General features: G+C 33.4%; 16 protein-coding genes. 11 read left to right on the top strand and 5 right to left on the bottom strand.

Annotated elements, in window-relative coordinates; genetic code table 11:
• The first annotated feature begins 319 nt into the window (after positions 1-319).
• The gene (locus tag EG358_RS10270) at positions 320-2,443 is read left to right on the top strand and encodes a Tex family protein (protein WP_076559083.1); all 2,124 of its coding nucleotides are present in this window, start codon (positions 320-322) and stop codon (positions 2,441-2,443) included.
• 35 nt (positions 2,444-2,478) lie between these two features.
• A complete protein-coding gene (locus EG358_RS10265) occupies positions 2,479-3,042 on the top strand; it encodes an RDD family protein (RefSeq protein WP_076559085.1) in 564 nt (187 codons plus the stop codon).
• 120 nt (positions 3,043-3,162) lie between these two features.
• Here the strand turns inward: EG358_RS10265 and EG358_RS10260 are convergent, their stop codons facing one another.
• The 4 genes from EG358_RS10260 to EG358_RS10245 form a co-directional block, all read right to left on the bottom strand.
• Positions 3,163-4,725, bottom strand: coding sequence for a M20/M25/M40 family metallo-hydrolase (locus tag EG358_RS10260; RefSeq protein ID WP_076559401.1), 1,563 nt, complete (start codon positions 4,723-4,725; stop codon positions 3,163-3,165).
• A 212-nt stretch (positions 4,726-4,937) separates the two neighbouring features.
• Complete coding sequence (locus tag EG358_RS10255; protein WP_076559086.1) at positions 4,938-5,771, bottom strand: GLPGLI family protein; 834 nt, start codon at positions 5,769-5,771, stop codon at positions 4,938-4,940.
• Positions 5,772-5,777: 6 nt separating this feature from the next.
• Positions 5,778-6,923: a hypothetical protein gene (locus tag EG358_RS10250; protein WP_076559088.1), complete on the bottom strand. Its 1,146-nt coding sequence runs from the start codon at positions 6,921-6,923 to the stop codon at positions 5,778-5,780.
• Between the two features lie 123 nt (positions 6,924-7,046).
• Positions 7,047-8,189: an Atu1372/SO_1960 family protein gene (locus tag EG358_RS10245; RefSeq protein ID WP_076559089.1), complete on the bottom strand. Its 1,143-nt coding sequence runs from the start codon at positions 8,187-8,189 to the stop codon at positions 7,047-7,049.
• A 63-nt stretch (positions 8,190-8,252) separates the two neighbouring features.
• On the opposite strand from EG358_RS10245, the gene EG358_RS10240 reads away from it, so the two are divergent.
• Positions 8,253-9,065, top strand: coding sequence for a helix-turn-helix domain-containing protein (locus EG358_RS10240; RefSeq protein WP_076559091.1), 813 nt, complete (start codon positions 8,253-8,255; stop codon positions 9,063-9,065).
• Between the two features lie 35 nt (positions 9,066-9,100).
• Here the strand turns inward: EG358_RS10240 and EG358_RS10235 are convergent, their stop codons facing one another.
• Positions 9,101-9,277 (bottom strand): histone H1, encoded by a 177-nt coding sequence (locus EG358_RS10235; RefSeq protein ID WP_055981058.1) that lies wholly within the window; start codon positions 9,275-9,277, stop codon positions 9,101-9,103.
• Between the two features lie 490 nt (positions 9,278-9,767).
• Here EG358_RS10235 and EG358_RS10230 point away from each other — a divergent pair, with 490 nt between their 5' ends.
• The 8 genes from EG358_RS10230 to EG358_RS10195 all read left to right on the top strand — a co-directional run bounded on the left by EG358_RS10230 (position 9,768) and on the right by EG358_RS10195 (position 23,077).
• Complete coding sequence (locus EG358_RS10230) at positions 9,768-10,613, top strand: helix-turn-helix domain-containing protein (RefSeq protein ID WP_076559092.1); 846 nt, start codon at positions 9,768-9,770, stop codon at positions 10,611-10,613.
• Positions 10,614-11,241: 628 nt separating this feature from the next.
• Positions 11,242-11,763: a hypothetical protein gene (locus EG358_RS10225; protein ID WP_076559094.1), complete on the top strand. Its 522-nt coding sequence runs from the start codon at positions 11,242-11,244 to the stop codon at positions 11,761-11,763.
• A 73-nt stretch (positions 11,764-11,836) separates the two neighbouring features.
• Positions 11,837-12,628, top strand: a complete 792-nt coding sequence (locus tag EG358_RS10220; RefSeq protein ID WP_076559095.1) for a fimbrial biogenesis chaperone — start codon at positions 11,837-11,839, stop codon at positions 12,626-12,628.
• A complete protein-coding gene (locus tag EG358_RS10215; RefSeq protein WP_076559097.1) occupies positions 12,621-13,649 on the top strand; it encodes a hypothetical protein in 1,029 nt (342 codons plus the stop codon). Before EG358_RS10220 ends, EG358_RS10215 begins: the two co-directional genes overlap by 8 nt.
• 106 nt (positions 13,650-13,755) lie before the next feature.
• On the top strand, positions 13,756-16,455 hold the full coding sequence (locus EG358_RS10210) for a COG1470 family protein (RefSeq protein ID WP_115596421.1): 2,700 nt from the start codon (positions 13,756-13,758) through the stop codon (positions 16,453-16,455).
• A gap of 328 nt (positions 16,456-16,783) precedes the next feature.
• Entirely contained in the window at positions 16,784-17,848 is a 1,065-nt protein-coding gene (locus EG358_RS10205; protein ID WP_076559101.1) for a 3-oxoacyl-ACP synthase III family protein, read from the top strand.
• A 260-nt stretch (positions 17,849-18,108) separates the two neighbouring features.
• Positions 18,109-19,512: a glycoside hydrolase family 28 protein gene (locus EG358_RS10200; protein WP_076559103.1), complete on the top strand. Its 1,404-nt coding sequence runs from the start codon at positions 18,109-18,111 to the stop codon at positions 19,510-19,512.
• A gap of 1 nt (position 19,513) precedes the next feature.
• A complete protein-coding gene (locus EG358_RS10195) occupies positions 19,514-23,077 on the top strand; it encodes a DUF4450 domain-containing protein (protein WP_076559105.1) in 3,564 nt (1,187 codons plus the stop codon).
• Positions 23,078-23,148 lie beyond the last annotated feature (71 nt).

The raw sequence follows: 23,148 nt of genomic DNA, 5'->3' as shown, positions 1-23,148 counted from the left end.
GATGTAGGTTATTATATTTTTTTTGTTAATGAAATCCAAGGTTCTAAGAAGTCAGATTTATTGTTTACCTTAAAAATAACGTTTATTATAAAACTCTTTCTTTCAGGGCGATAAAGAAACGATAGAAAAAAAAAGAATTGTAATTAAATACTCAAAATCAAGCTAAACAAAGCCAGTTAACTTACTTTTAGAAAGACAATAATTTAAAATACACCATTGATGAGTATTATTAAGAAAATTATAGACTTAATCGTGTAAAATTTGAAATAATTTTATTCCTCTGAAAAAGTCACTATTTTAGCCGTTCTAAAAAAGCCGAATGACTGTAACAGAATTCATAAAAAAAACACTTAGTATATCTGATAAAAACATTAATGCTACTTTAAAACTATTATCTGAAGACTGCACCATTCCATTTATTTCTCGTTATCGAAAAGATGCAACAGGAAATTTAGATGAAATTCAAATAGAGCAAATTTTTAAACTTAATAAACAGTTTGAAGACATCGTAAAACGTAAAGAAAGTATTTTAAGATCTATAGAAGAGCAAGATTCTTTATCTTCAGAATTAAAAACAAGAATTGAAGAAAGCTTTGATATTCAGGAGTTGGAAGATCTGTATTTACCTTTCAAAAAACGCAGAAAAACAAAAGCAGATGCGGCAAAAGAAAAGGGTCTTGAGCCTCTAGCTAAAATTATTATGAGCCAAAAAGCTCAGGATATTCAGTTTTTAGCTTCAAAATATCTGAATGATCAGGTTTCTTCTGAGGAAGAAGCTTTACAGGGAGCAAGAGACATCATGGCAGAATGGATCAATGAAAATATGTATGTCCGTAAAAATCTTCGCCGATTATTTCAAAGAAAAGCCACTGTTACTTCTAAAGTTGTGAAAGCTAAAAAAGATGACGAAGGAGCTCAAAAATTTTCGCAGTATTTTGAATGGGAAGAAAGCCTGAACCGAACACCTTCTCATCGACTTTTGGCAATGCTGAGAGCAGAAACTGAAGGCTACGTAAAAATAAATATCGGAATCGATAAAGATGAAGCACTTGATTTTATTGAAAATGCAATTATCAAATCTAAAAATGAAAGTTCAGAGCAAATCGCTTTAGCCATTAAAGATTCTTACAAAAGACTTCTGGAACCGGCAATTTCCAACGAAACTCTTCAGGAAGCAAAAGAAAAAGCTGATAAAAAAGCCATCGAAATCTTTTCTGAAAACTTAAGTCAGCTTTTATTAGCTCCGCCTTTGGGGGAGAAGAGAATTCTAGCGATCGATCCAGGTTTTAAAAGTGGTTGCAAAGTGGTTTGTTTGGATGAAAAAGGAGATCTACTGCATAATGAAACGATTTATCCCCATGCTCCGCAAAACGAAAGCGGAATGGCGATGAAGAAAATTCGCTCGATGGTAAATGCTTATCATATTCAGGCAATTTCTATCGGAAACGGAACCGCAAGCCGTGAGACTGAATTTTTCATTAAAAAAATAGCTTTTGATAAGCCTTTGCAGGTTTTTGTAGTTTCGGAAGCCGGAGCTTCTGTGTATTCTGCAAGTAAAATTGCAAGAGATGAATTTCCGAGTTTTGATGTGACGGTTCGTGGTGCAGTTTCTATCGGGCGAAGACTTTCTGATCCTTTGGCTGAATTGGTGAAAATTGATGCTAAATCGATCGGTGTCGGCCAATATCAACATGATGTAGACCAGACTCAGTTAAAAAACGAACTCGATTCTACGGTAATGAAATGTGTAAATTCGATTGGAATTAATTTGAATACGGCAAGCAAATCACTGTTAAGCTATGTTTCCGGAATTGGTGAAAAGATGGCAGAAAATATTGTGAATTACCGTGCTGAAAACGGGGCTTTTGAAAACAGAAAACAATTGAAGAATGTTCCAAGACTCGGAGAAAAAGCTTTTCAACAAGCTGCAGCTTTCATCAGAATTACAAATGGCGAAAATCCTTTAGATAATTCGGCAGTTCATCCCGAAGCGTATGGAATTATCGAAAAAATGGCAAAAGATTTAGGCATTAAAACCAATGAATTAGTTGCTAATAAAGAGAAAATCAATTTAATTCAACCTGAAAAATATATAACGGAAGACATCGGAATTTTAGGGATAAAAGATATTTTAAAAGAACTGGAAAAACCGGGATTAGACCCTAGAAAAGCGGCAAAAATTTTTGAGTTTGATCCGAATGTAAAAAAGATTACCGATTTAAAAACCGGAATGATCCTTCCTGGAATTGTCAACAATATCACTGCTTTCGGATGTTTTGTAGATTTAGGAATTAAAGAAAGCGGATTGGTTCATATTTCTCAATTGAAAGACGGTTTCGTTTCTGATGTAAATGAAGTGGTAAAATTGCATCAACATGTTCAGGTAAGGGTAATAGAAGTGGATGAAGCGAGGAAGAGAATTCAACTGAGTATGGTGTTGTAATTTTATTAACGCTTCAGACTCCTATGTCAATTAGAATGAAAAGAATATCAGAACTTAAGGAAAGAAAAATAACTCGAAGAGCAACCCGAAATTTTGATTCGGAAGGCAGACGTATTTATGATGAGTTTGAATATGATTTACCTTATAAAACCGAATTTTTAGGAAACGAAAAACTAAGAATATTAGCAAAAATAATTGATGTAATTCCATTATTTATGGTTTTCTTTTTTCTTTTTCAGCAACCTGCAATTCTTTCATTACTTTTTTCAATCCCTTTCGTAATTTTATTAGGAGCCGTTTTAGAAACACTATACGGAACTACTTTAGGCAAAAAGTTATTAAAACTGAAAGTAATTGATGACAATGGAAATTATCCTAAAATTTTAAAATCTCTGTGGAGAAATTTTCTATGCTTGATTGTTTTTTATCCTGTTTTTGATGATTTTATTCCAATGGCACCGAATGAAATTTTAAAAATTGAACATAAAGAAACAAACTTTACTATGCACATGAACAATAAATTATGTAAAACTTATATTGTAAAAGAAAGTCAAATTCCGGAAATTAGAAAACGACTTAATCATAAAATACTAAATTAAATGAAATACCTTTATTTCATTTTAAATAAAAAAACGGGCTAAGATATGATCTCAGCCCATTTTTTTTTTCAGAAATAATTTACTATTTAAATTATATCTACTATTTTCCTTTCGTTGTAATTATTTATAATCTTTAGAATCCCTTCTCGGCTCTTTTACTTCTGGCCATTTTGCGACTTCACCTTTATCATTTTCAGGCATTGTTCTGCGCTCTCTGCTTGTAAATTCAGGATCTTCAGATGCCATATACGCTAAAGTTGCGGTAAGAATCACATTGTTTTTCACTTCATCAAAAACAATTTTATCATAAGTATCTTTCGTGGTATGCCATGTATAACCGAAATATCCCCAGTTTAGAGAACCTAAAGAAAACCCGGGAACACCGGCTGCAACAAATGAAGCATGATCCGATCCTCCTCCACCCGGCATTCCCGGGAAATCTGTTTTGATGTGATCTCTCACATTTTTTGGAACTGCATTTAGCCATTTTCCAATATAATCATATGATCTTACAAAACCCTGACCTGCAATATTAATCACTCTTCCGGTTCCGTTATCTTGGTTGAAAACAGCCTGCGTTCCTTTGATAATTTCAGGATTATCGGCAACAAAACCTCTAGATCCGTTTAAACCTTGCTCCTCACTTCCCCAAAGTCCGACAACGATGGTTCTTTTAGGATTTGGATAATATTTTTTAAGAATTCTCATGGTTTCAAGCATTGTTAAAACACCCGTTCCGTTATCTGTAGCACCTTGCGCACCGTCCCAAGAATCTAAATGGGCAGAAAGAATTACATATTCATTAGGTTTTTCTGAACCTTTAATCATCCCAACGGTGTTGAAAGTTTTTGCATCAGGAAGAATTTTAGATTGCGCCTCAACTTTAATTCTCGGTTTACTTCCTTTTTCAGCTATTCTGTATAGCATTCCATAATCTTCTACGTCGATATCAAACATTGGGATTTTAGAAGTTTTCGCTCCGAAAATACGGTTGGCTCCCATAATTCCTGTCCAGTTTGAAATCGCAATTCCGGCTGCACCTGCTTTTTCTAAAGCTTCGGGAAGTGTATTGTTATCATATCCGATATTTTTTACATAATCGCGGAAGTCTTTTGAAGCCTGCTCTTTTTCGGCTTTCAGTTTTTCGTACAATTCAGGAGTTGCAAATTCTTTGATCTGCTCATCGGAACGACCGATTTTCTGATATTGGGCCATCAAAACTATTTTTCCTTTTGCGGAAGGAAGCCATTGATCGAATTTTGCTTTTGAAGAAACTTTAGGAAGAACTATCACTTGCGCTTCAACTGCTTTTTTCGTTGAAGGGCTCCATGCTAATTGCGTTGCAGAAAGAGATTTTACACGTGGATACACCATATCTACATGTGTAGTTCCTCTTTGCCAGCCTTTCCAGGTTCCGAATTGCTGTAAAGTAGCATCAATGCCCCAGGATTTTAATTTATTGGCTGTCCATTCATTAGATTTTTGCATTTCCGGAGTTCCGACCAAACGCGGACCGATACCGTCTAATAACTCGAACGCCATATCTTCTAACTGAGAATGATTATTAGTTTCGTTTACAAAATTTTCAACAATTGGATTTAACTTCTGAGTGGTTGATTGTGCATTGACAAACTGACTCGCCAAAACTACTGCAGGAACTGCAAAAAAGGTGTTTATCTTCATACTTTTATTGATTGGCATAAAGATAAAGTTATTTAATGAAAATTAAAATTCCTAAAACCTTCTATTACAAATAAAATCTGCGTAAACATGTATGATCAGCGGAAAATGAATTTTACTTTCTCCCACGGATTACACAAATTTGCACAGATCTAAAAATTATAAGTTACTTTATTAGAATTTAAGGCAAACTTTTTACTTTTTACTTTTTACTTTTATAATGAATATTTTATCGCCTTATCCAACTCTATCGGATTATTATATTTCCTGATTCTCTCCTTTAATCTTTCATTGACTTCACGGGAATTGTTTTGTCCGACCTTAGTTCCGTCATTTAAAAAAAATTCTTCATTTGAACGGGTTTGTTGGGTTGCATTTCTGAGATAATTGACAGGAGAATCGTAATATTTCAGCTTAGAATCTTTATATTTTATATCATCTACGGCAACACTGCTTTTCACCATATAATCGATATACATATTCCCTTTAGGATTGGCAATTTTCTGAGTTTTTACCAATTCAAATTTGTAATTGTTTTTATCATCATACAATTCTGTAATCAAACCGGGAAGTCCGTGAAATTTGTACGGACCTTCCTGAAAAGGAATATCTGTTGTAAACCACGCTGTCCAATTTCTTCCACCCCAATTTGTCGTCGCTTTTTGCATATTCAAATCTTTCACTTTCTTTTTTTCGTTGGTAAGCTTCCAGTTTTGGGTATTTTTAGATGAAAGTTTTAAAACAACATTTTCCAAAACATCATAATAATTGTAATCTGCCGAACCCAATTGATGAGTGATAATATGAGACGTATTAAATTTCGACCCGTCCGTAATCGGAAGATTGTTCGTCACTAAAGAATCACCAATATAAAAATCGCGTGGATAATATTTTACAATTTTAGACTCAATATCGAGATGATAATTTTCTTTAGTGGTAACATTTTGCGTAGAATCTTTCTTGTATTCTACATCATAAATGAAACGGTGCGTTTGCGCTTTAGATAAGAAACCTGACAAGATAAAAGCTGATAAAACTAAACTTTTCATAATATATTATTTTTGATTGATAAATTCCTGTTCTTCTTTTGAAAGTAAAATAGTCGCTTCTTTATCTTCTTTCACAGGAACATTTTCCCAGATACTTTTATTGAAATCTACTTTTGGGTCTAATCCCTTTTTATCAGATTTTGTAAACGTGTTGTAGACTATTTCTGTAGTAAAACTTCTCTCATCCTTTTTACCATCATAGCTTACAAAGAATTTTTCGCCAGTAATTTTTTTAGACGCAGGAATGTAGCTTCCGTCCTTTTTATAAAAATCAAAAATTACCCTTGCATTTCCAAGCTGATAATCAAATTCTACCCCATCTTTATTGGTTCTTTTATAAACAGGAAAATTTTCCTGCTGATAATTTAAATCATATAACGTTATTACTTTATCTATTTTATTATAAGTAATTTCACCCGATACATCTATTCCTCTTTCAGATTGTACTTTTACATAAATAACCTGATTATCATTATCTTCTGAAATCAGTCGACCGGTAATTTTTGAATTTTTAATATTCATATTTGCTAACAAGCGATATATTTCAAAACTAAAAAAATAATCGCCCATACTTGCGTGTTCAAACTCATTTGTTTTGACATTAAAAACACCTTTCGAGCTTTTTTTTTTATACTTTACATTATTAAGTTGTATCTGTAATATTTCGTCATAATTCTTCTTAAATCCATCTCTAAAATTGTAAGAATTGCTTTTAGTCCACAATTTAGCTTCTGCAATTACCATAAAAAACAGGCTATCATTATTAAAACTTTTAGATTTAAAAGTAATATCATAGAGTGATGGTTTGTCAAAATATCGTTTATTATAATTCTTATGCAAATCTTCAATAATCTTCTTGATGTCTACATTAATGATTTTCACTTCTTCAATATTTTTAAAAACAGGTTCAAGTTTAATGACAGAACTGAAGTTTTTAAAATTCTCTTTCTTAAAGCCCGACGCAGAAACTTCAAAATCTCTAGAATTCTCATCGACAGGCGCAAAACCATCTTCGTTGGTATAAAGCAATTGGTCGGTTAAAATAATTCGTGCATTGGCAATTGGTTTTCCGTTTTCAGCATCTACAACCTGTAATTTTTGTGCTGAGAAAAGTGCAGAAAATAAAACAAATAAAAAGGAAATATGTTTCATAATAAAAGTTCCGCTATTGGTTATTAGCGGAACAAATATAAATTCAAAAAAGAATAGAATTCTACAATGAATGATTTATTTAATATTATTTGTGAATATTTAAATTTCTTTAACGGTTTTAAGTTATTCAACTTCAAAAATTGCCTGAATTTCTACAGAAGAATTTACAGGAACCGAAGAAGCACCAAACGTGGCTCTTGCATGCTTTCCCTTTTCAGCAAAAACTTCTACTGCAAGGTCTGAAGCAACATTCATCAAATCAGCATGTTTGGTATAATCATCTTTCGTATTGAAGATTCCGGTGAGCTGCACCACTTTTTTTACTTTATCTAAATCTCCATTCACAGCGTCTTTCAATACAGCCAACACATTCAGCATTGTTTGTTTAGTCGCTTCTTTCACTTGATTTTCATCCACCGAAACTCCTAATTTTCCGGGATATAAAATCTTTCCGTCTTTCAGCGCAACCTGATTGATGAAAACCAGATTTCCCGATCTTACGAAAGGCTGATAATTTCCTGCAGGTTTCGGGACATTTGGAAGAATAATCTTTTTTTCTTCTAAAACCTTATCTATGTTTTTGTTTTGTGAAATTTTAATTTCAGAATTTTTGTGAAAAGTCCCTTTCAAAGCAAACACAACTTTTGCGAAATTCTTTCCCTGCTCAAAAGCTATTTCTTTTTCACTGGAACTTGGTCTCTCTACATTTTTAACCGAAGCCAGACTTGTAACTCCCAAAACCGTATTTCCCTGCGGAATATTTTTATCAATTTTTTCAACACCACGAATTCCATTTGAAACCAAAACCATTCCGTGAACAGAAAGCGTGTTCCAAAAAGCCTGAACGGCCAGTTCATTCCCTGCTCCACTTCCTGCAGACATAAAGACTGTTGCAGGCATTCCTTCCAATGAGTGATTCGTCCACAAATTCACAGTTTTCGAAAGAAACTCACTCATTCCTGTACTGATGTTTCCAAAATAAACGGGTGAGCCAAAAGCGATTCCGTCATAAGAACTTAATTCTTCCACTGAAGCCACCGGAATATCTTTTAAAATTGTATGATTTGATGATTTTACCTGTTTGATAATAGGCTGCACATTTCCATTGTTTTCAATTCCTTTTGAAATCTGCTTTGCCAATTCGTACGTACCGCCATTATCAGAATGGATGAGCACCAATACTTTTGCTTTATTATTTTGAGCCGTCATCGTATTTGAAATTATTGTTAAAATAAAAAGTACTAAAACTCTATTGAATATCTTCATGTAAATTAATTATGATTATGCAAATTTAGTGCTGTCATTTTTATTAATTTTGCCAAAAACTTTATGCAAAGCGCCAAATCTAAATGCAATCTGACAGAACAGGAAAATGGATTTTTTGACGATTCATTAGAAAAAGACGCTTACATCTGGTACGAAGAAAATTGGCAACATGATGATTACGAACATCTTCATCAGCGCGCACAGCTCACTTTTGTGAAAGAAGGTTATCAATATTTTCATATCAATGACAAAATTTATCTCGTTCCGCAGAATCATGTTATTTGGGTTCCGTCATTGCAAAAACATAAGATAACTTCAGAAGCCGAAACCGTAAAATTGATGGTAAGTCTTTTTAAAAATATTCCTGAAGATTATTTTTATAGTCAAATACATGTTTTCCCAGCGCCGCCGGTTTTGAAAGAGATGATTTTATATGCGAAAAAATGGAATAAAGAAACTGCAGAAAATGATGAGCAGGAAGCTTTTATGAATGCACTACTGATTAGCCTTCCTCATTTTTGTGATGAAAATAATGCATTACAAATTCCGCTGCCTTCAGATAAAAGATTACTTGAAGTCTGCCAGTTTATTAATCAAAATTATCAGCATAATCATAGTATTGAAGAACTTGCAGAGATTGCAAATCTTTCTACAAGAAGCCTTCAGCGCATCTTTAAACAGGAAACCGGAATAAGTATAAAGAAATATGTACAACTGATCAAAATTCTTAAAAGTATAGAATTGATTGATTGTAATCAGTTCACGTTAAGCGAAATCGCTTACAAAGTGGGATACAAAAGCCTTTCGGCATTTACATCATCTTACCAGGCCATTATGAATACGAAGCCAAAAATCAGTAAGAAAAATATATTTTAAAAAAAATAAGCCGACTGAATCAGCCGGCTTACTTATTATTTTTTAGATTCTTCAACAGAAACTTTTCTGAAATCTTTGAACAATTTGCTTAGTTCAAGAGCTGATTTACGAGCTCTGGTTCCAGCTGCCTTGTTTCCTTTTTCAACTTGTTGGTTAGCTTCTGTTGTGAACGCTTCAAATTCTGCGTTGATTTTTTCGATAAGTTCTTTCATGTCTATAAAATTTAGGCTGCAAATATATGGTTTCAGACTATTCCAGCCTAATTGTAGAGGTTTTTTTTGACATATATAAATGAAAATATTTCATCAAAACATAAAAAATAAAAAATATCGTCATTAAAACTACATTTAATAGTTAATATCATAGAAACTTCCTCACTCGACATGGTATTTAAGGCAATACCACTATTTCTCAAAAAAATAATTTGCACTTTTCAACTATTCATTATTTAGCCGCTCATCATTTAAGATTTCAGAATATAAAAAGACGATTATTAGTAATGGAATTAATTTGTATCAAAATAGCTACATATATGATGAAATAAAGGAAAATTAATTTTTCAGCAAAACTAAAATGACATAATCAGACCACTTTTCTGTTTTTTTTGAAAATTTGTAAGAAAATCATAAAATAAAGTGATAATTATACCCAACTAATACTTATTTTTGACGAATATATTCATTCATAAACACAAATTAGGCAATGAATCAAATATTCGATGAATTAAAAAAAAATGGCTTCAGTATTAATCTCGTTTCTGATATTATAAAACGCAATAATTTTTCAAGAAAATTCAATACATTAGAATATTTTGCTATTTATTTGGTCGCTGAAGATCTCAATATAACCGTTGAGCATAAACCTTATCAGATCCCCGGTGGAAACTCTGTCTTTATTGGTCCTCAAAAAAATGTAGAATTTGGAAATGCATTGGGTAAAGAAATTTACGCCATTGTTTTTTCTAAAGAATTTTTTGATAAGACATCAAAAGACAGCATATATCTCAATTCAAATATTTTTTTCAACAGTAAATCTCACATTTTTGTTGCGCCATATTTTGGAAATACAGAATACAATAAAATCATCTTAATAGAAAGGCTGAAAATATTTTCAGCAATTGATGAAAAAAACATCTATTTTGCTGCGGCACATAATGCAATAGAAAGTTTAATTCTTGATGCTCATTTGCATATTGATCACAAAAACGACCCAAAAGAACAGTTGGAATCTGTAAGTTTAGTTAATCGTTTTACTGTGATTCTTCATAGAGATTATAAAACAGAAAAAAAAGTTTCTCATTATGCAAGCGAATTGAGGGTTTCCAGTCGTAGACTTACCGACATGACAGAATTTGTATATGGTAAATCTGCGAAGCAAATGATTATAGAAAAAGTAAAATTCGAATGTGAGAAAGCTATCAAATTTTCAAATAAAACTTTATCTGAAATCGCATTCGATTTAGGATTTAAAGATGAAGGTAACTTCACCAATTTTGTAAAAAAACACAGTGGAAAAAAACCTTCCGATATGCGGGAAATGACTTTCTAAGTTTGTGAAATTTTATGTTTTTATACCATTTTTTGCTCTATTTTTTAGAGCAAATTTTGTTTGTATGAACTTTGCAAAGTAAAAAATGTAAATATTTAATTATTAAGTAGTTGCATTTCTTTTTTATGTAATAATTTATAAATTATTACGTAAAAATTATTAAATCAAACCCACAGTAAATTGTATTACGTATATATACTGAGTAGATTTGCAGTATTAAATAGAACAACATAAAAATTATCATATCAGAAAATAACGAAGAACATCAAATCACAAAGTATTATTAGTATTATATTTATTCTTTTCAATCGACACATTCATCATATTAATAAACTTTTCATCATCAGTTTTCAATGGTAACTGGATGTATTGAATAAAATCAATGGATCCGGTTACCTGTTTTAAAAAAACGACGTAAGCGTGCTTACAACTCTTTAAGAACCAGTTTCTAATCACATATTCGTATTAAAAATAGTTTTAATTATATCAATTATTGTAAAACATACTCATTTGTGTAAAAATTTACAAAAAATAAGCGTGTTTTTGCAAATCCCAATCTCTAGATGGTACATATCTTTGCACTCGAAAAGAATAGATATACATATCTAAAATAAAACTGATTGATATTATGAAACAATTTTTATTGTCGGCAGCAGGATTACTTGCTTTCGCAACAGCTAGCGCTCAAAACGTAACATTAAACGTTAGATTAAAGCCCATTCAAACGCTAGTAGTAAACACTTCCCAAAAAGTAGTAAACTTAGAGTACGTCACAAAAGATGATTATCAAAACGGTGTAACATCAGAAAATCCGGATCACTTAAACATTTACAGTACTGGTGGTTTCCAGGTTAAAGTAAAAGCTAGTAATGCTGCAATGCAGAACGGAGGAAAAAGTATCTCGACAAATACTATTCTAATAAAAGCTTCAGCAGGTTCAGATGTTTTAAACGGAGCTCAATACTCTCAAGACGTGCAGCTAAGTGGAAGTGAAAGCACTTTGGTAACTTCAACAAGTGGTGGAGTTAACAAAAAAATCAACATTGCATATAAAGGAGCTGGAGCAAATGCTTACATAAACAATTATATTGCAGGTCAAGATCCTACTCTATATACAACAGAATTAACGTATACGATTGTTAGTCAATAACAAACTACACTCATTATGATATTGTAGTGTCACAATTCTTTGTGACACTTTTTATGTAATTAAAAATACCATCATGAACAAAATCACCTTACTTTTCTTATTTCTGATGATACAAATCAGTGCACAGACAGGTATTTCGGTTTCTCCACCTAGAGTATATTTTGAGTCTGCTGCGGGATCTAGTAATACGCAAAAAATAACGGTTACCAATGTGAGTGCAAAAAACACTTTAGACCTTGCGGTTAGCTTAGGTGATTGGGATTATGATGAAAAAGGTGAAAATATGATGTATGCAGCCGGCGCGTTGAAAAACTCTTGTGCAAGCTGGATCAATATCAAAAAAGATGATAACTATTTCAGTCTGGCTCCCGGAGAGAGAAAAGAACTTGAGGTAACCCTTACTTCACCAAAAGTAAACCAAGACAAACTTTCTGCACATACAGCAGTACTATTTGTCAGCCAAATGAATCCTGTGGACGATGTAGACAACAAAGGAGCAAAAATTAAAGTAAGCATTCGTTCCGGAATCAAGATATTTCATAGAACACTGGAACCAATAAAAAGAAAAATTGAAATTCAAGATTTAAAATTCGATAGCTCAAAAAAGCTATTAAATATTACTTTTGAAAACCAATCGGAGATATGGACTGACGGAAAAATCATAACAGATATTATCAATACAAACACAGGTAAAAAAATTACGGTAGAGCCAATTGTTTTTTATACCCTCCCCGGAAACATCCGTAAGGTAACCATTCCGGTACAAGATTTAACTGAAAAAGGCTCGTATAATGTGTCTGTTTTGATTGATTACGGAGATAATGAGACATTAGAAATGGGAGAATTGAATTTTAATTATGAGTAAGGTATTAGTCACTTTCTTCATCACAATTTCCATGCTGTTTAATGCTCAGGTTTCATTCACTTCATGGACCAACAGCTATTTGCAGGTAAATTCTTACAATGGAAACAATAATCCCGATGCATATACGGTAACCTTTGCTGCCAATGGCAATTTAAACATGCCTTATTGGAAACTTTCGGCAAACCTGAAACAGCCAATAACTTCTACAGACGGCCAATACACCATTCCAGGCAATAAAATATCCTTTCAGCCCATCTCCTCAGTCGGGCAGGCATACCCTAACCCTACTCCATCACTAGCACAAATAGGAGTACCACCAAATGTATTTTTACAGGAAAATGCAGAAGTCTTTTTGGTTCCTCAATCTAATGCTCCTTTATACAATATGCCTTCTACACCCAATGGCTACTACAATCTTCAGCTTAAATACGGTATTACGATAATGGGAGGCGCTTATCTGGGAACATATCCGGCGTGGACGAGGTTTGTAGCTCCTGTAGAATTTACAGCATATGATCAATACAATAATGTGATAGGAAAAGTAAATCATACTTTTGATTTTCATATTGCTAATTTGACGGGAACACCACCAGTAACGCAGGAAATGTCTTTAAAAATAAACATGAATGCCGCAAACGGCTTGCTTGAATTTAATAGCATGCAGGATTACAACAACGGAACCAGCGTTGTTTATCCGAGCGGTTTGCAAATCAATACAAATACCAACTTCCAGATTAAAGTAAGATCATTACAAAGTCATCTGCAATCAAACACAGGCAATTATTCTATTCCTGTGGGAGCAGTGCATCTTGCTCTGCAACCTCTTGGGCAAAGTAATCAGACTGTTTTCCCGATAACTTTGAGCACTGCAAATCAAACTCTTGCAAAGGGAAATGCATCCCAAAGTACCATCTACAACTACGACATCAAATATTTTACATTGCCACAAGATGAGCAATTAATTAATGCTAAGCCTACCGAGTATTCTACAACATTACAGTACGAAATTACTCCTCAATAAATTTTAAATGATGCCTTTTTTCAGCAGAAGATTTTTGTTCACCCTATTTATCGTTTTATTCAGTAGTATTTTTATAAATGCACAAAAAACTGAATCTAATGTCACTATGGAGATCGAGCAGGGAAATTCGCCATCACGTTCGAGGCTTTTAAATCTTGTTGTTGCTATTCAGAATCATAGTTCTAATAATTTCAGCGGAAAAATACAGTTTGTATGCCCAAAAGGGTTTAAGGTAATCTCCGGTGAAGAACCTTTAATAGAACTTAAGCCCAACGAAAAAAAATATTTACCTGTACGAATCATTGTAGAATCTGATGCTAAAGCAGGATCTTCGCCTATAAAAGTCAGATTGCTTGATCAACTTGGTATTTTTATTACCGAAAGAATAAAAGAACATGTGATTGAGGTAAATAATGACCTGAATTTATCTCTACTGAATGCTCCTATTTACAGATCTTCCAGCCTGGAACCTATATCGGTAAAAGTAAGGGTGAGTAACTCGGGAAATATATCTCAGGATATTACTTTGGTTTGCAAAATTCCTGATCCTGAAAATGGAAATCAATTTTTAGAGCAACAAGCCATTATCAATGTAAAAAAAGATTCTACTTTTACATTTACTTATCAGCCTTCAAAAGGTTTGTCCAGACTGTCCAACTTTTCTATCAACATTTCGGGTTTCAGAAATCCTGACAAAGAAATATTCAATACAGCGACTGTTTTTGTACAAAATATTTCGAGTGTTCAGAAATATCAGGATCCGCAATTCAATAATTTTGCTGAGGAGACAAAAAATCAAATTACCACTTCATACAGAAAAGTAGGAGATAATATTGATATGTATCAATTGATTGGTTCAGGAGGTTTTAATCTACCTTCCGGATTTCTTTTTATAAGAGGAAATATTGCTTTTCTAAACAGCCAGCAACAGCCTTTGGTAACCAATACTAATGTAGTTCTGCAGCAGGGTAAAAATCAGTACACCATTGGAAGTGTCAATAAGCTTTTAGAAATGACTCTGGTAGGAAGAGGTGCAGAATACAGTCGTACTTTTGCAAAAGACACCAAACTGGAGATCGGTTTTGTCGATCAAAACTTTAATCTTGTTGAAAAAAACAGTTTTTTAAAAAACGGTTACGGTTTTTTTGCCAAAGGAACGCTTAACGCCAACAACAGCTCAAGAAATATTTCTGCAGCCTACATTTACCGTTACGACCCTTTTGAGAAAAGTAAGCACAATATTTTGGGTACAGAAGCTACTTATGCTTTTGATAAAGTCTGGAGTATGAATGCCAAGATAAATGCAGGTTTAAGTTCTTATGAATTTCAGGATATTACAAAACCGTCGATGTCAGCAGAATCTAATTATATTGGTTCGATTAATGACTATAATCTAAACGGAAACTATTTTTTCAGTACAGGATATTACCCGGGAAACCGACGTGGAAGTTTGCTTCTGCAGCAGAATATCTCAAAGAATTACAAAAATTATAACTTTTTTGGTAATGTTATATTCTCCAACTTCTCGCCTAAATACTACTTTTTCGACAGACCCCAGGTTTCTGAAAACACTAGAATTGAGATAGGAACAAAATTTCCAAGAGTAAAAGACTTTAGTTTTGGACTTTTTTATCAGTTTCAGAATGAAAACTCAAACAGCTACAATAATTTTTTTGGAAGCTGGGAAAATAGTCAATTGCGGGATTTAACGGCACACCGAATTGTAGAACAAATTTCGTGGTCAAATTACAAAACAAGACAATCTGCAGTATTTGCCTTTGAAACAGGAATTGTAAAATATCCACTTGATGACGAGCAGAATTTTCAGATGAAACTGAATGGAAACTACAGTTTTAAAAACTTTAATATCAATGCCATTTACCAATCTGGAAGTTACTATTTATCCGAATATGCATTTTCTCATTTAGCAGCAGCAAATACCGATTATAAAAAGCTCACCGTTTCGCTTTTCTATAATGATAATTTTATAAAAGACAAAGTGAATCTGAGTACGGGATTGTCGTATGTAGATGATGTAATCTACGGCAAATCGCCTTCTGCTTTTTTAAATGCAAAGTATCTCGGTAAAAATTTCACTGCATTTATGAATTCGTCGTGGTATAATTATTCTGTTGGAGTTTTATCTAATAATATTCTGACATTTGAAGTTGGTTTAACGTTAAATTTAAGAAATACAGTACTCAGTCCTGATAAAAAAGGAAAAATACAGGCATTTGCCTTTTATGACGAAAACAACAATAATGTTTTTGATATGGGAGAAAAACCTGCGCACGATTATATTATCAATATCAATAATATAGCATTGAAAACTACCGAAGAAGGAACTGCACTTTATAAAAATGTACCATTCGGAAAATTTAGCTTAAAACAATTTATTCAGCAAGGTTGGTATTATGATGAATATGATTTTACTGTTGATTCTTATTCATATCCTTTAAATATTCCGCTTCATCAAAACGGAACAGTTCAGGGTAAAATATTTTTTGATTACAATTCAAAAACCGCTCTTGATTTTGAGCACAGAGCATCTTCGGTGGCATTTAAAATTATTAAACAAAACGATATCGTACAAACAATAGGAAGCGACGATGAAGGAAAATTCAATTCTTTTTTACCAACCGGTACTTATACAATTGCTATTGATGAATCTACCCTTCCTGCAAACACATATTGTGAAACCAAAAGCTTTGATATTAATGTGAAAGCTGGAGAAATGGTAGTTGTTCCGGATTTCATAATTAAAGTGAAAGATAAAAAAGTGAATAAAAAAACTTTTAATAATTAAATTACTAAAAGTTTATTATAGATATTTGAAGAGAAATTGAAAATAGTAAAAAAATGAGACTCAAGCATTTAAACTTAACATGATTTTTTTCATTTAATGTTATAAAAACAGCATAGTGCATTTTTACACAGTTATTTACGGGTCGTTGAAGGTTATTTTTCATTCTGTTTATGTCATTCAACAGGATAATTTTGTATGTATCGAATGTTAAATCGTTGTAATAAATTATTTTTTATAGTATCTTTCGCCATTAAAAAACTACCTTTAGTATAAAAATATTAATTTATTCATAATATTTTATTGATCTCAACAATGAGATACCCGCAATATGAAAAGTAAAATTATAGGTGTAGGGAACTACATACCATCAGAAACCATTACCAATCTGTTTTTCGATAAGCATGTTTTCCTTAATGAACAGGGAGAAAATCTAAAAGATGATAATTCGTTAATTACCAGTAAGCTAAAAAAAATTACAGGGATTGAAGAAAGAAGATATGCGAGCAATGATCAGGTAACTTCTGATTTAGGGTTTATCGCGGCAAAGAATGCAATAGAAAATTCAAAAATTGATCCTGAAACTTTAGACTATATTATTTTCGCTCACAATTTTGGCGATGTAAAATTCGGTACCATACAGTCAGACGCTGTTCCGAGTCTTGCTTCAAGAGTTAAAAATTTATTGCAGATCAAAAATAATTTCTGCGTTGGCTATGATTTGTTATTTGGATGCCCCGGCTGGATTGAAGGCGTTATTCAGGCTAATGCATTTATCAAATCTGGTATTGCAAAAAGATGTTTGGTTATCGGTGCAGAAACACTTTCAAGAGTTGTTGATGAACACGACAGAGACAGCATGATCTATGCAGACGGAGCAGGAGCAGTTATTCTGGAGGCCAATGATAATGATGACGATTCCGGTATAAAATCTCACGTATCTGCATCTCACACATTAAATGAGAAAGATTTCCTCAATTTTGGTAAGTCATATAACAATGATAGTTGCCCCGATACAAGATACATCAAGATGGATGGTAGAAAAATCTATGAATTTGCTCTCATCAATGTTCCGGATGCGATGAAAAAATGCTTTGATCAAAGTGGCTATTCAATAGATCAGCTGGATAAAATTATCATACATCAGGCAAACGAAAAGATGGATGAAGCAATTGTCAACCGATTCTACCAATTATATGATACTCCTCCGCCGGCAGGTATTATGCCGATGGTGATCAGTAAACTTGGAAACAGCAGCGTGGCAACAATCCCATCATTATTGACTATGATTTTAAATGATGAACTGGCTTCACATTCTATCAAAGAAAACGACATTGTTTTATTCGCATCAGTCGGTGCAGGAATGAATATCAATGCTTTTGTTTATAGATTTTAGATGTAGATCAGCTTTAAATTTTTATAATACTTAATAAATATAAAAGAGAAATAACATCGTTACTTCTCTTTTTTTGCGCCTATAAATAAGTAATTCTTCGTTTAATTTTACATTTATAAATTAAAACAATGCAATCGTTTACATAAAAAATAAAATAACGGACAGTGCAGGACAATTTTTAATTTCAATTATTTTAGATTGCGATTAGAAAGAAAACAATTCAAAAGATCAGCCTTATAAACTTACAATTCTCTAGAATTATGAAAAAATACTTTTTATTCATTTTTGTATTTATCCTATCGATCAATGCATCGGCACAATACAAACCTTGGACTTCAGCAAAGCAACCTTTAAAAGAAATTAAAGCTTTAAAGAAGCAGATCAAAAAACCAGAATTCAGAAAAGTTGATTATCTGATAACTGATTTTGGAGCTATTGGTGACGGAAAAACAAAAAATACCGAAGCTTTCAAAAAAGCAATCGAAAAATGTAGTGCTGAAGGCGGCGGAAGAGTTGTCGTTCCGAACGGAGTTTTCTTGACAGGAGCAATTTATTTAGAAAGTAACGTTAACCTGCATTTGACTGACGGTTCAACGATTTTATTCAGCCAAGATAGCAAAGACTATCCTATCGTATTCACACGTTGGGAAGGTATGGAATGTATGAATTACTCATCGTTAATTTATGCTTACGAAGAAGAAAACATTGCAGTAACCGGAAAAGGAACATTAGATGGAAATTCTGATAATGATAACTGGTGGTTTTGGTGTGGCGCCACAAAATACGGATACAATACTTCTCGTCCGGGAAGACAAAATCCTGCCCGTGCAAAGCTTCACGAATATATGGCTGAAAGAAAACCAGCAAGAGAAAGAATTTTCGGGGATGGATGGTATTTAAGACCCAATTTTGTTCAGCCTTACAAGTCTAAAAACTTTTATATGGCAGATGTTCTTGTAAAAAACTCTCCAATGTGGAATTTGAATCCTGTTTTGTGTGAAAATGTTTTGATTGAAAGAGTAAAAGTAATAAGTCACGGACCAAACAATGACGGTTTCGACCCGGAAGCCTGTAAAAATGTATGGATTAAAGATTCTTATTTTGATACCGGAGACGACTGTATCGCCATTAAATCTGGAAGAGATGAGGACGGAAGAGACATCGGAAGACCTGCCGAAAATCATATTATTGAAAACTGCGAAATGAAAGACGGTCACGGTGGTGTCGTTATTGGAAGCGAAATTGCAGGTGGAGCAAGAAATATTTATGCCATCGGAAATGTAATGGACAGTAAAAATCTTGACCGAGCTCTAAGAATTAAAACCAGCTCAAGCCGTGGCGGAACTATTGAAAATGTTTTTTTCTACAATACAAAAGTTGGCGCTTACAAAGAAGCAGCAGTACGTTTCAATATGCATTATGAAAAACCCGGAAATCATATTCCGACGATTAGAAATATTTGGGTAGAAAATTTACAGGTAGAAAAAGGTGGAAAATATGCTGTTCTTTCTGATGCTTACGAATCTTCTCCGGTAACAGATTTTACAATGATTAATGCTAAAATGACAGGTGTTCAGATTCCTTACAAAGTAGATTTCCTGAAAAATGTGACCTTAAAAAATGTGACTGTTAACGGACAGTCTTTAACCGAGTTAAAACCATAAAATGCGAAGGAAAACCATTTTCGCCGGGATGATTCTTCTATCGGCATTCTCATATTCGTTTTCTCAGTCTAAACATTGGCAGAATAACGAACGTGAACTGCATTATAAAGAAGACAAAGGCGATTTTTTATTGGTCAATGGAAAATACAGATTCAACCGTGCTTTGTATGGCGATAACCGTGCTTCCCGTGTTGAAGCAGGAGATTTACCTGAATTCGCACTGTATCTTCCCGGAATGGGCGGCAACCTTCAGTTTGTCATCCAAAAAGGAAACTCTATCAAAAAACTGATTAACGCTGATAAAATTGAAACTCGTTACCGACCGGGCTCAATGTTGTATGAAATCAAAGATCCTATTCTTGGAAATGGAAGTTTAAAATTAACTGTTTTAGCACAATCAAAAGAAGAAGGTTTAGTTTTAAAAATGGAAACTTCAACTATAGATTCCAATACAAAAATCTATGCGGTTTACGGTGGCGCAAGCGGAAAAACATTCAGCAGAAATGGCGACATCGGTGCAGATCCTGAATCAGGATTTTACCTGCTTCCCGAATATTGTGAAGGCAATCAGTTTCAAATAAATAAAAACCAATTCCAGCTTTCTTATTTCAATAAAAAAAAGGAAACTCAGACTATTAACGGAAATTTTTCAAACGTTAGTTCATTACAATTAACAGATGCAAAAACGTTAGATAATCTGTCTGATTTCACACAAAATAAAGCAGAACAATCCCCTATTGTTTACGCTGGTTATTCAGCGCAAAAAAATCCGGTTTATATTCAAATAGCCAAAGAAAATTCAAGTTCTACTTTGTCTGATGAAAAGCTTGCCGATATTTTTAATAAAGCTGAACAATCACGTTTAACATTAACCAACAGAATTCAGTTAAAAACTCCGGATTCAGATTTAAATAATTTCGGAGCTAATTTAGCAGTTGCTGCAGACGGAGTTTGGGAAAGCCCGACCTTTCTTCACGGTGCCGTTGCGTGGAGAATGAGACTCAATGCTTGGCGTGGAGCTTACGCTGCTGACGTTTTGAGTTGGCACGACAGGGCGAAAGAACATTTTGAAAGCTATTCTAACTCTCAGGTTTTAAAACCAGATTTTGCGCCTGTTGAGATGGATACACTTTTACATTTAGCGAGACACGCAGAAAAGATGGGAACTTCAGTGTTTTCAAGCGGATATATTTCGAGGAATCCGAATGATAATTCAAAGCCACATCATTATGATATGAATTTGGTTTTCTTTGATCAAATGTTTTCGCATTTCAATTATACGGGAGACAAAGAATTCCTCAAGAAAATGTGGCCAACGATGGTTCGTCATATGAATTGGGAAAAAAGAAACTTCAAACGTGGCGATCTTTATGATGCGTATGCGGCGATTTGGGCAAGTGACGGATTGCAATATTCGGGTGGAAAAGTGACCCATACCTCAGCATATAATTACAGAGCCAACCGCGAAATGGCGAAACTGGCGAAAATTATTGGTGAAAATCCTCAACCTTATCAACAGGAAGCTGATTCAATTTTAAAAGCAATGAAAAACGAACTTTGGATTAAAAACAAAGGATATTTTTCTGAATTTAAAGATGCTTTAGGCAATCAAATCCTTCACGACAAGCCAGGAATATGGTCGATTTATCACGTTTCGGATGCCTATATTCTGAATGAATTTGAGGATTATCAAAACACACAATATATTAGAAATCAAATTCCTCACATTCCTGTAAAAGTAAAAGACGAAGATTCCAAAAACTATTACACATTAGCAACAACAAATTGGCAACCATACACTTGGTCTATTAACAATGTCGCTTTGGCGGAGAATTTACAAACCGCTTTGGCATATTGGCAGGCCGGAAGAAATGAGGACGCATACCTGCTTTGGAAAGGAAATATTACCGAAAGTATGTATTACGGGATAAGTCCCGGAAATTTTGAGCAATTATCACATTACGACGCATTTCGAGGTGAATTGTACCGCGATTTTGCAGACCCAATTGGCGTTGCTGCCAGAACTTTAACGGAAGGACTTTTTGGGGTTTATCCTAATTTGTTGGAGAATAAAATCAGTATCAAACCGGGATTCCCGAAAGAGTGGAATTTTGCAGAACTGAAAGTTCAGGATTGGGAATATAAATTTAATAGAACCTCGAAGAAATCAAAGTTTTGGTTTAAATCAAATAATCAAAAATCGGTTACGCTTCAAATGCAAATTCCGGTAAATCATACCGAAATAAAATCCGTAAAAGTAAATGGTAAAAAAGTAGATTGGAAAATTAAACCCAATTCCATTTTGCAGCCTTTTATTCAGTTTGAAACACCAATCGGAAAAGAATTTAATATAGAAATCGCCTATTCCGGACAGGAATTAAAAATTGAAAAGACAGATTTTATCAATTATCTTTCTGAAAATCTGCAGCTTAATTTCGATTCAAAAAAGAAAATTCTTCAAGTCAATGATCCACAGGAATTGATAAAAACCCGAAATGGTAATCAGTTTGAGTTGGTTAAAGAAGAAAGAAAAGGAACTTTTTTTGTTCAGCTTGAGCAAAACGGAACCAAATGGTGGCAACCTGTGAATGTTGATATTCAACATCCTTTGCAAACAAAATGGGTGAATAACAAACTTCAGATTCAAAATAAATCATCGAAAGATTATAATGGAAAACTGACTGTTAATGGTTTAACTAAAACATTTTCAATTACTAAAAATCAGATTTCAACCATTGAAATTCCGACAAATATTTTAAGCAAAGGAACCAATAACTTAGAATTAGATTACAATGGAATTAAGCAAAATGTTGAAATTACAGATTGGGGAATTGAAAATAAAAGTGAATTTAATACCATTTCATTAGCATCAAAATACAACGACCGAGTAAGCCAAATTTTCGATCAAAAATATCTTTCGCCAAGACCAACTGTTCCTACCTTACAACTTCCGTGGCAAGGCATCGGGAACTGGTGTTATCCTTTGGCAACTACTCAAATTGACGACAGTGGATTGATGACAAATCGTAAAAATGGAAAACTAGAATTTTTAGGAATTCCGTTTTTAATTGATAATAAAGATAAAAATATTGTTTTTGCAAGTCAGTGGGATAATTATCCGAATGCTGTTGAAATTCCATTAAATGGAAAAGGTAAAAAAATATATTTTCTTTTAGCGGGTTCTACCAATCCGATGCAGTCGCAAATAATTAATGGAAAAATTACAGTTCAATATTCTGACGGTTCAAATACAGAATTAGAGCTGAAAAATCCAACAAACTGGTGGCCGATTGAGCAGGATTTGTTTGATGATAATTTTGCATTTGAAATTCCGGATGATAAAATTCCGTACAGAGTAAAACTAAAAACCGGAGAATTGTATAAAGGAGGAAGTTTAAGTAAATATTCAGAAATTAAAGGAGTAAGCAACCGTGCTGTGGAAGGCGGAGCAGCCACTATTTTGGATTTACCGATTGACCCGAATAAAGAATTAAAATCTATAACAGTAACCGCAGTAAGCAACGATGTTGTGATTGGAATAATGAGCGCGACGGTTTTGAAATAGGTTTAATGCCACGAATGCACGAATTAAATAATGACTAATAAAAAAATATTTGTGTATTCGTGGCAAAAAAT

This window comes from Chryseobacterium indoltheticum, from assembly GCF_003815915.1.
Lineage (GTDB): Bacteria > Bacteroidota > Bacteroidia > Flavobacteriales > Weeksellaceae > Chryseobacterium > Chryseobacterium indoltheticum.
This window is presented reverse-complemented; position numbering and strand designations above follow the sequence as displayed.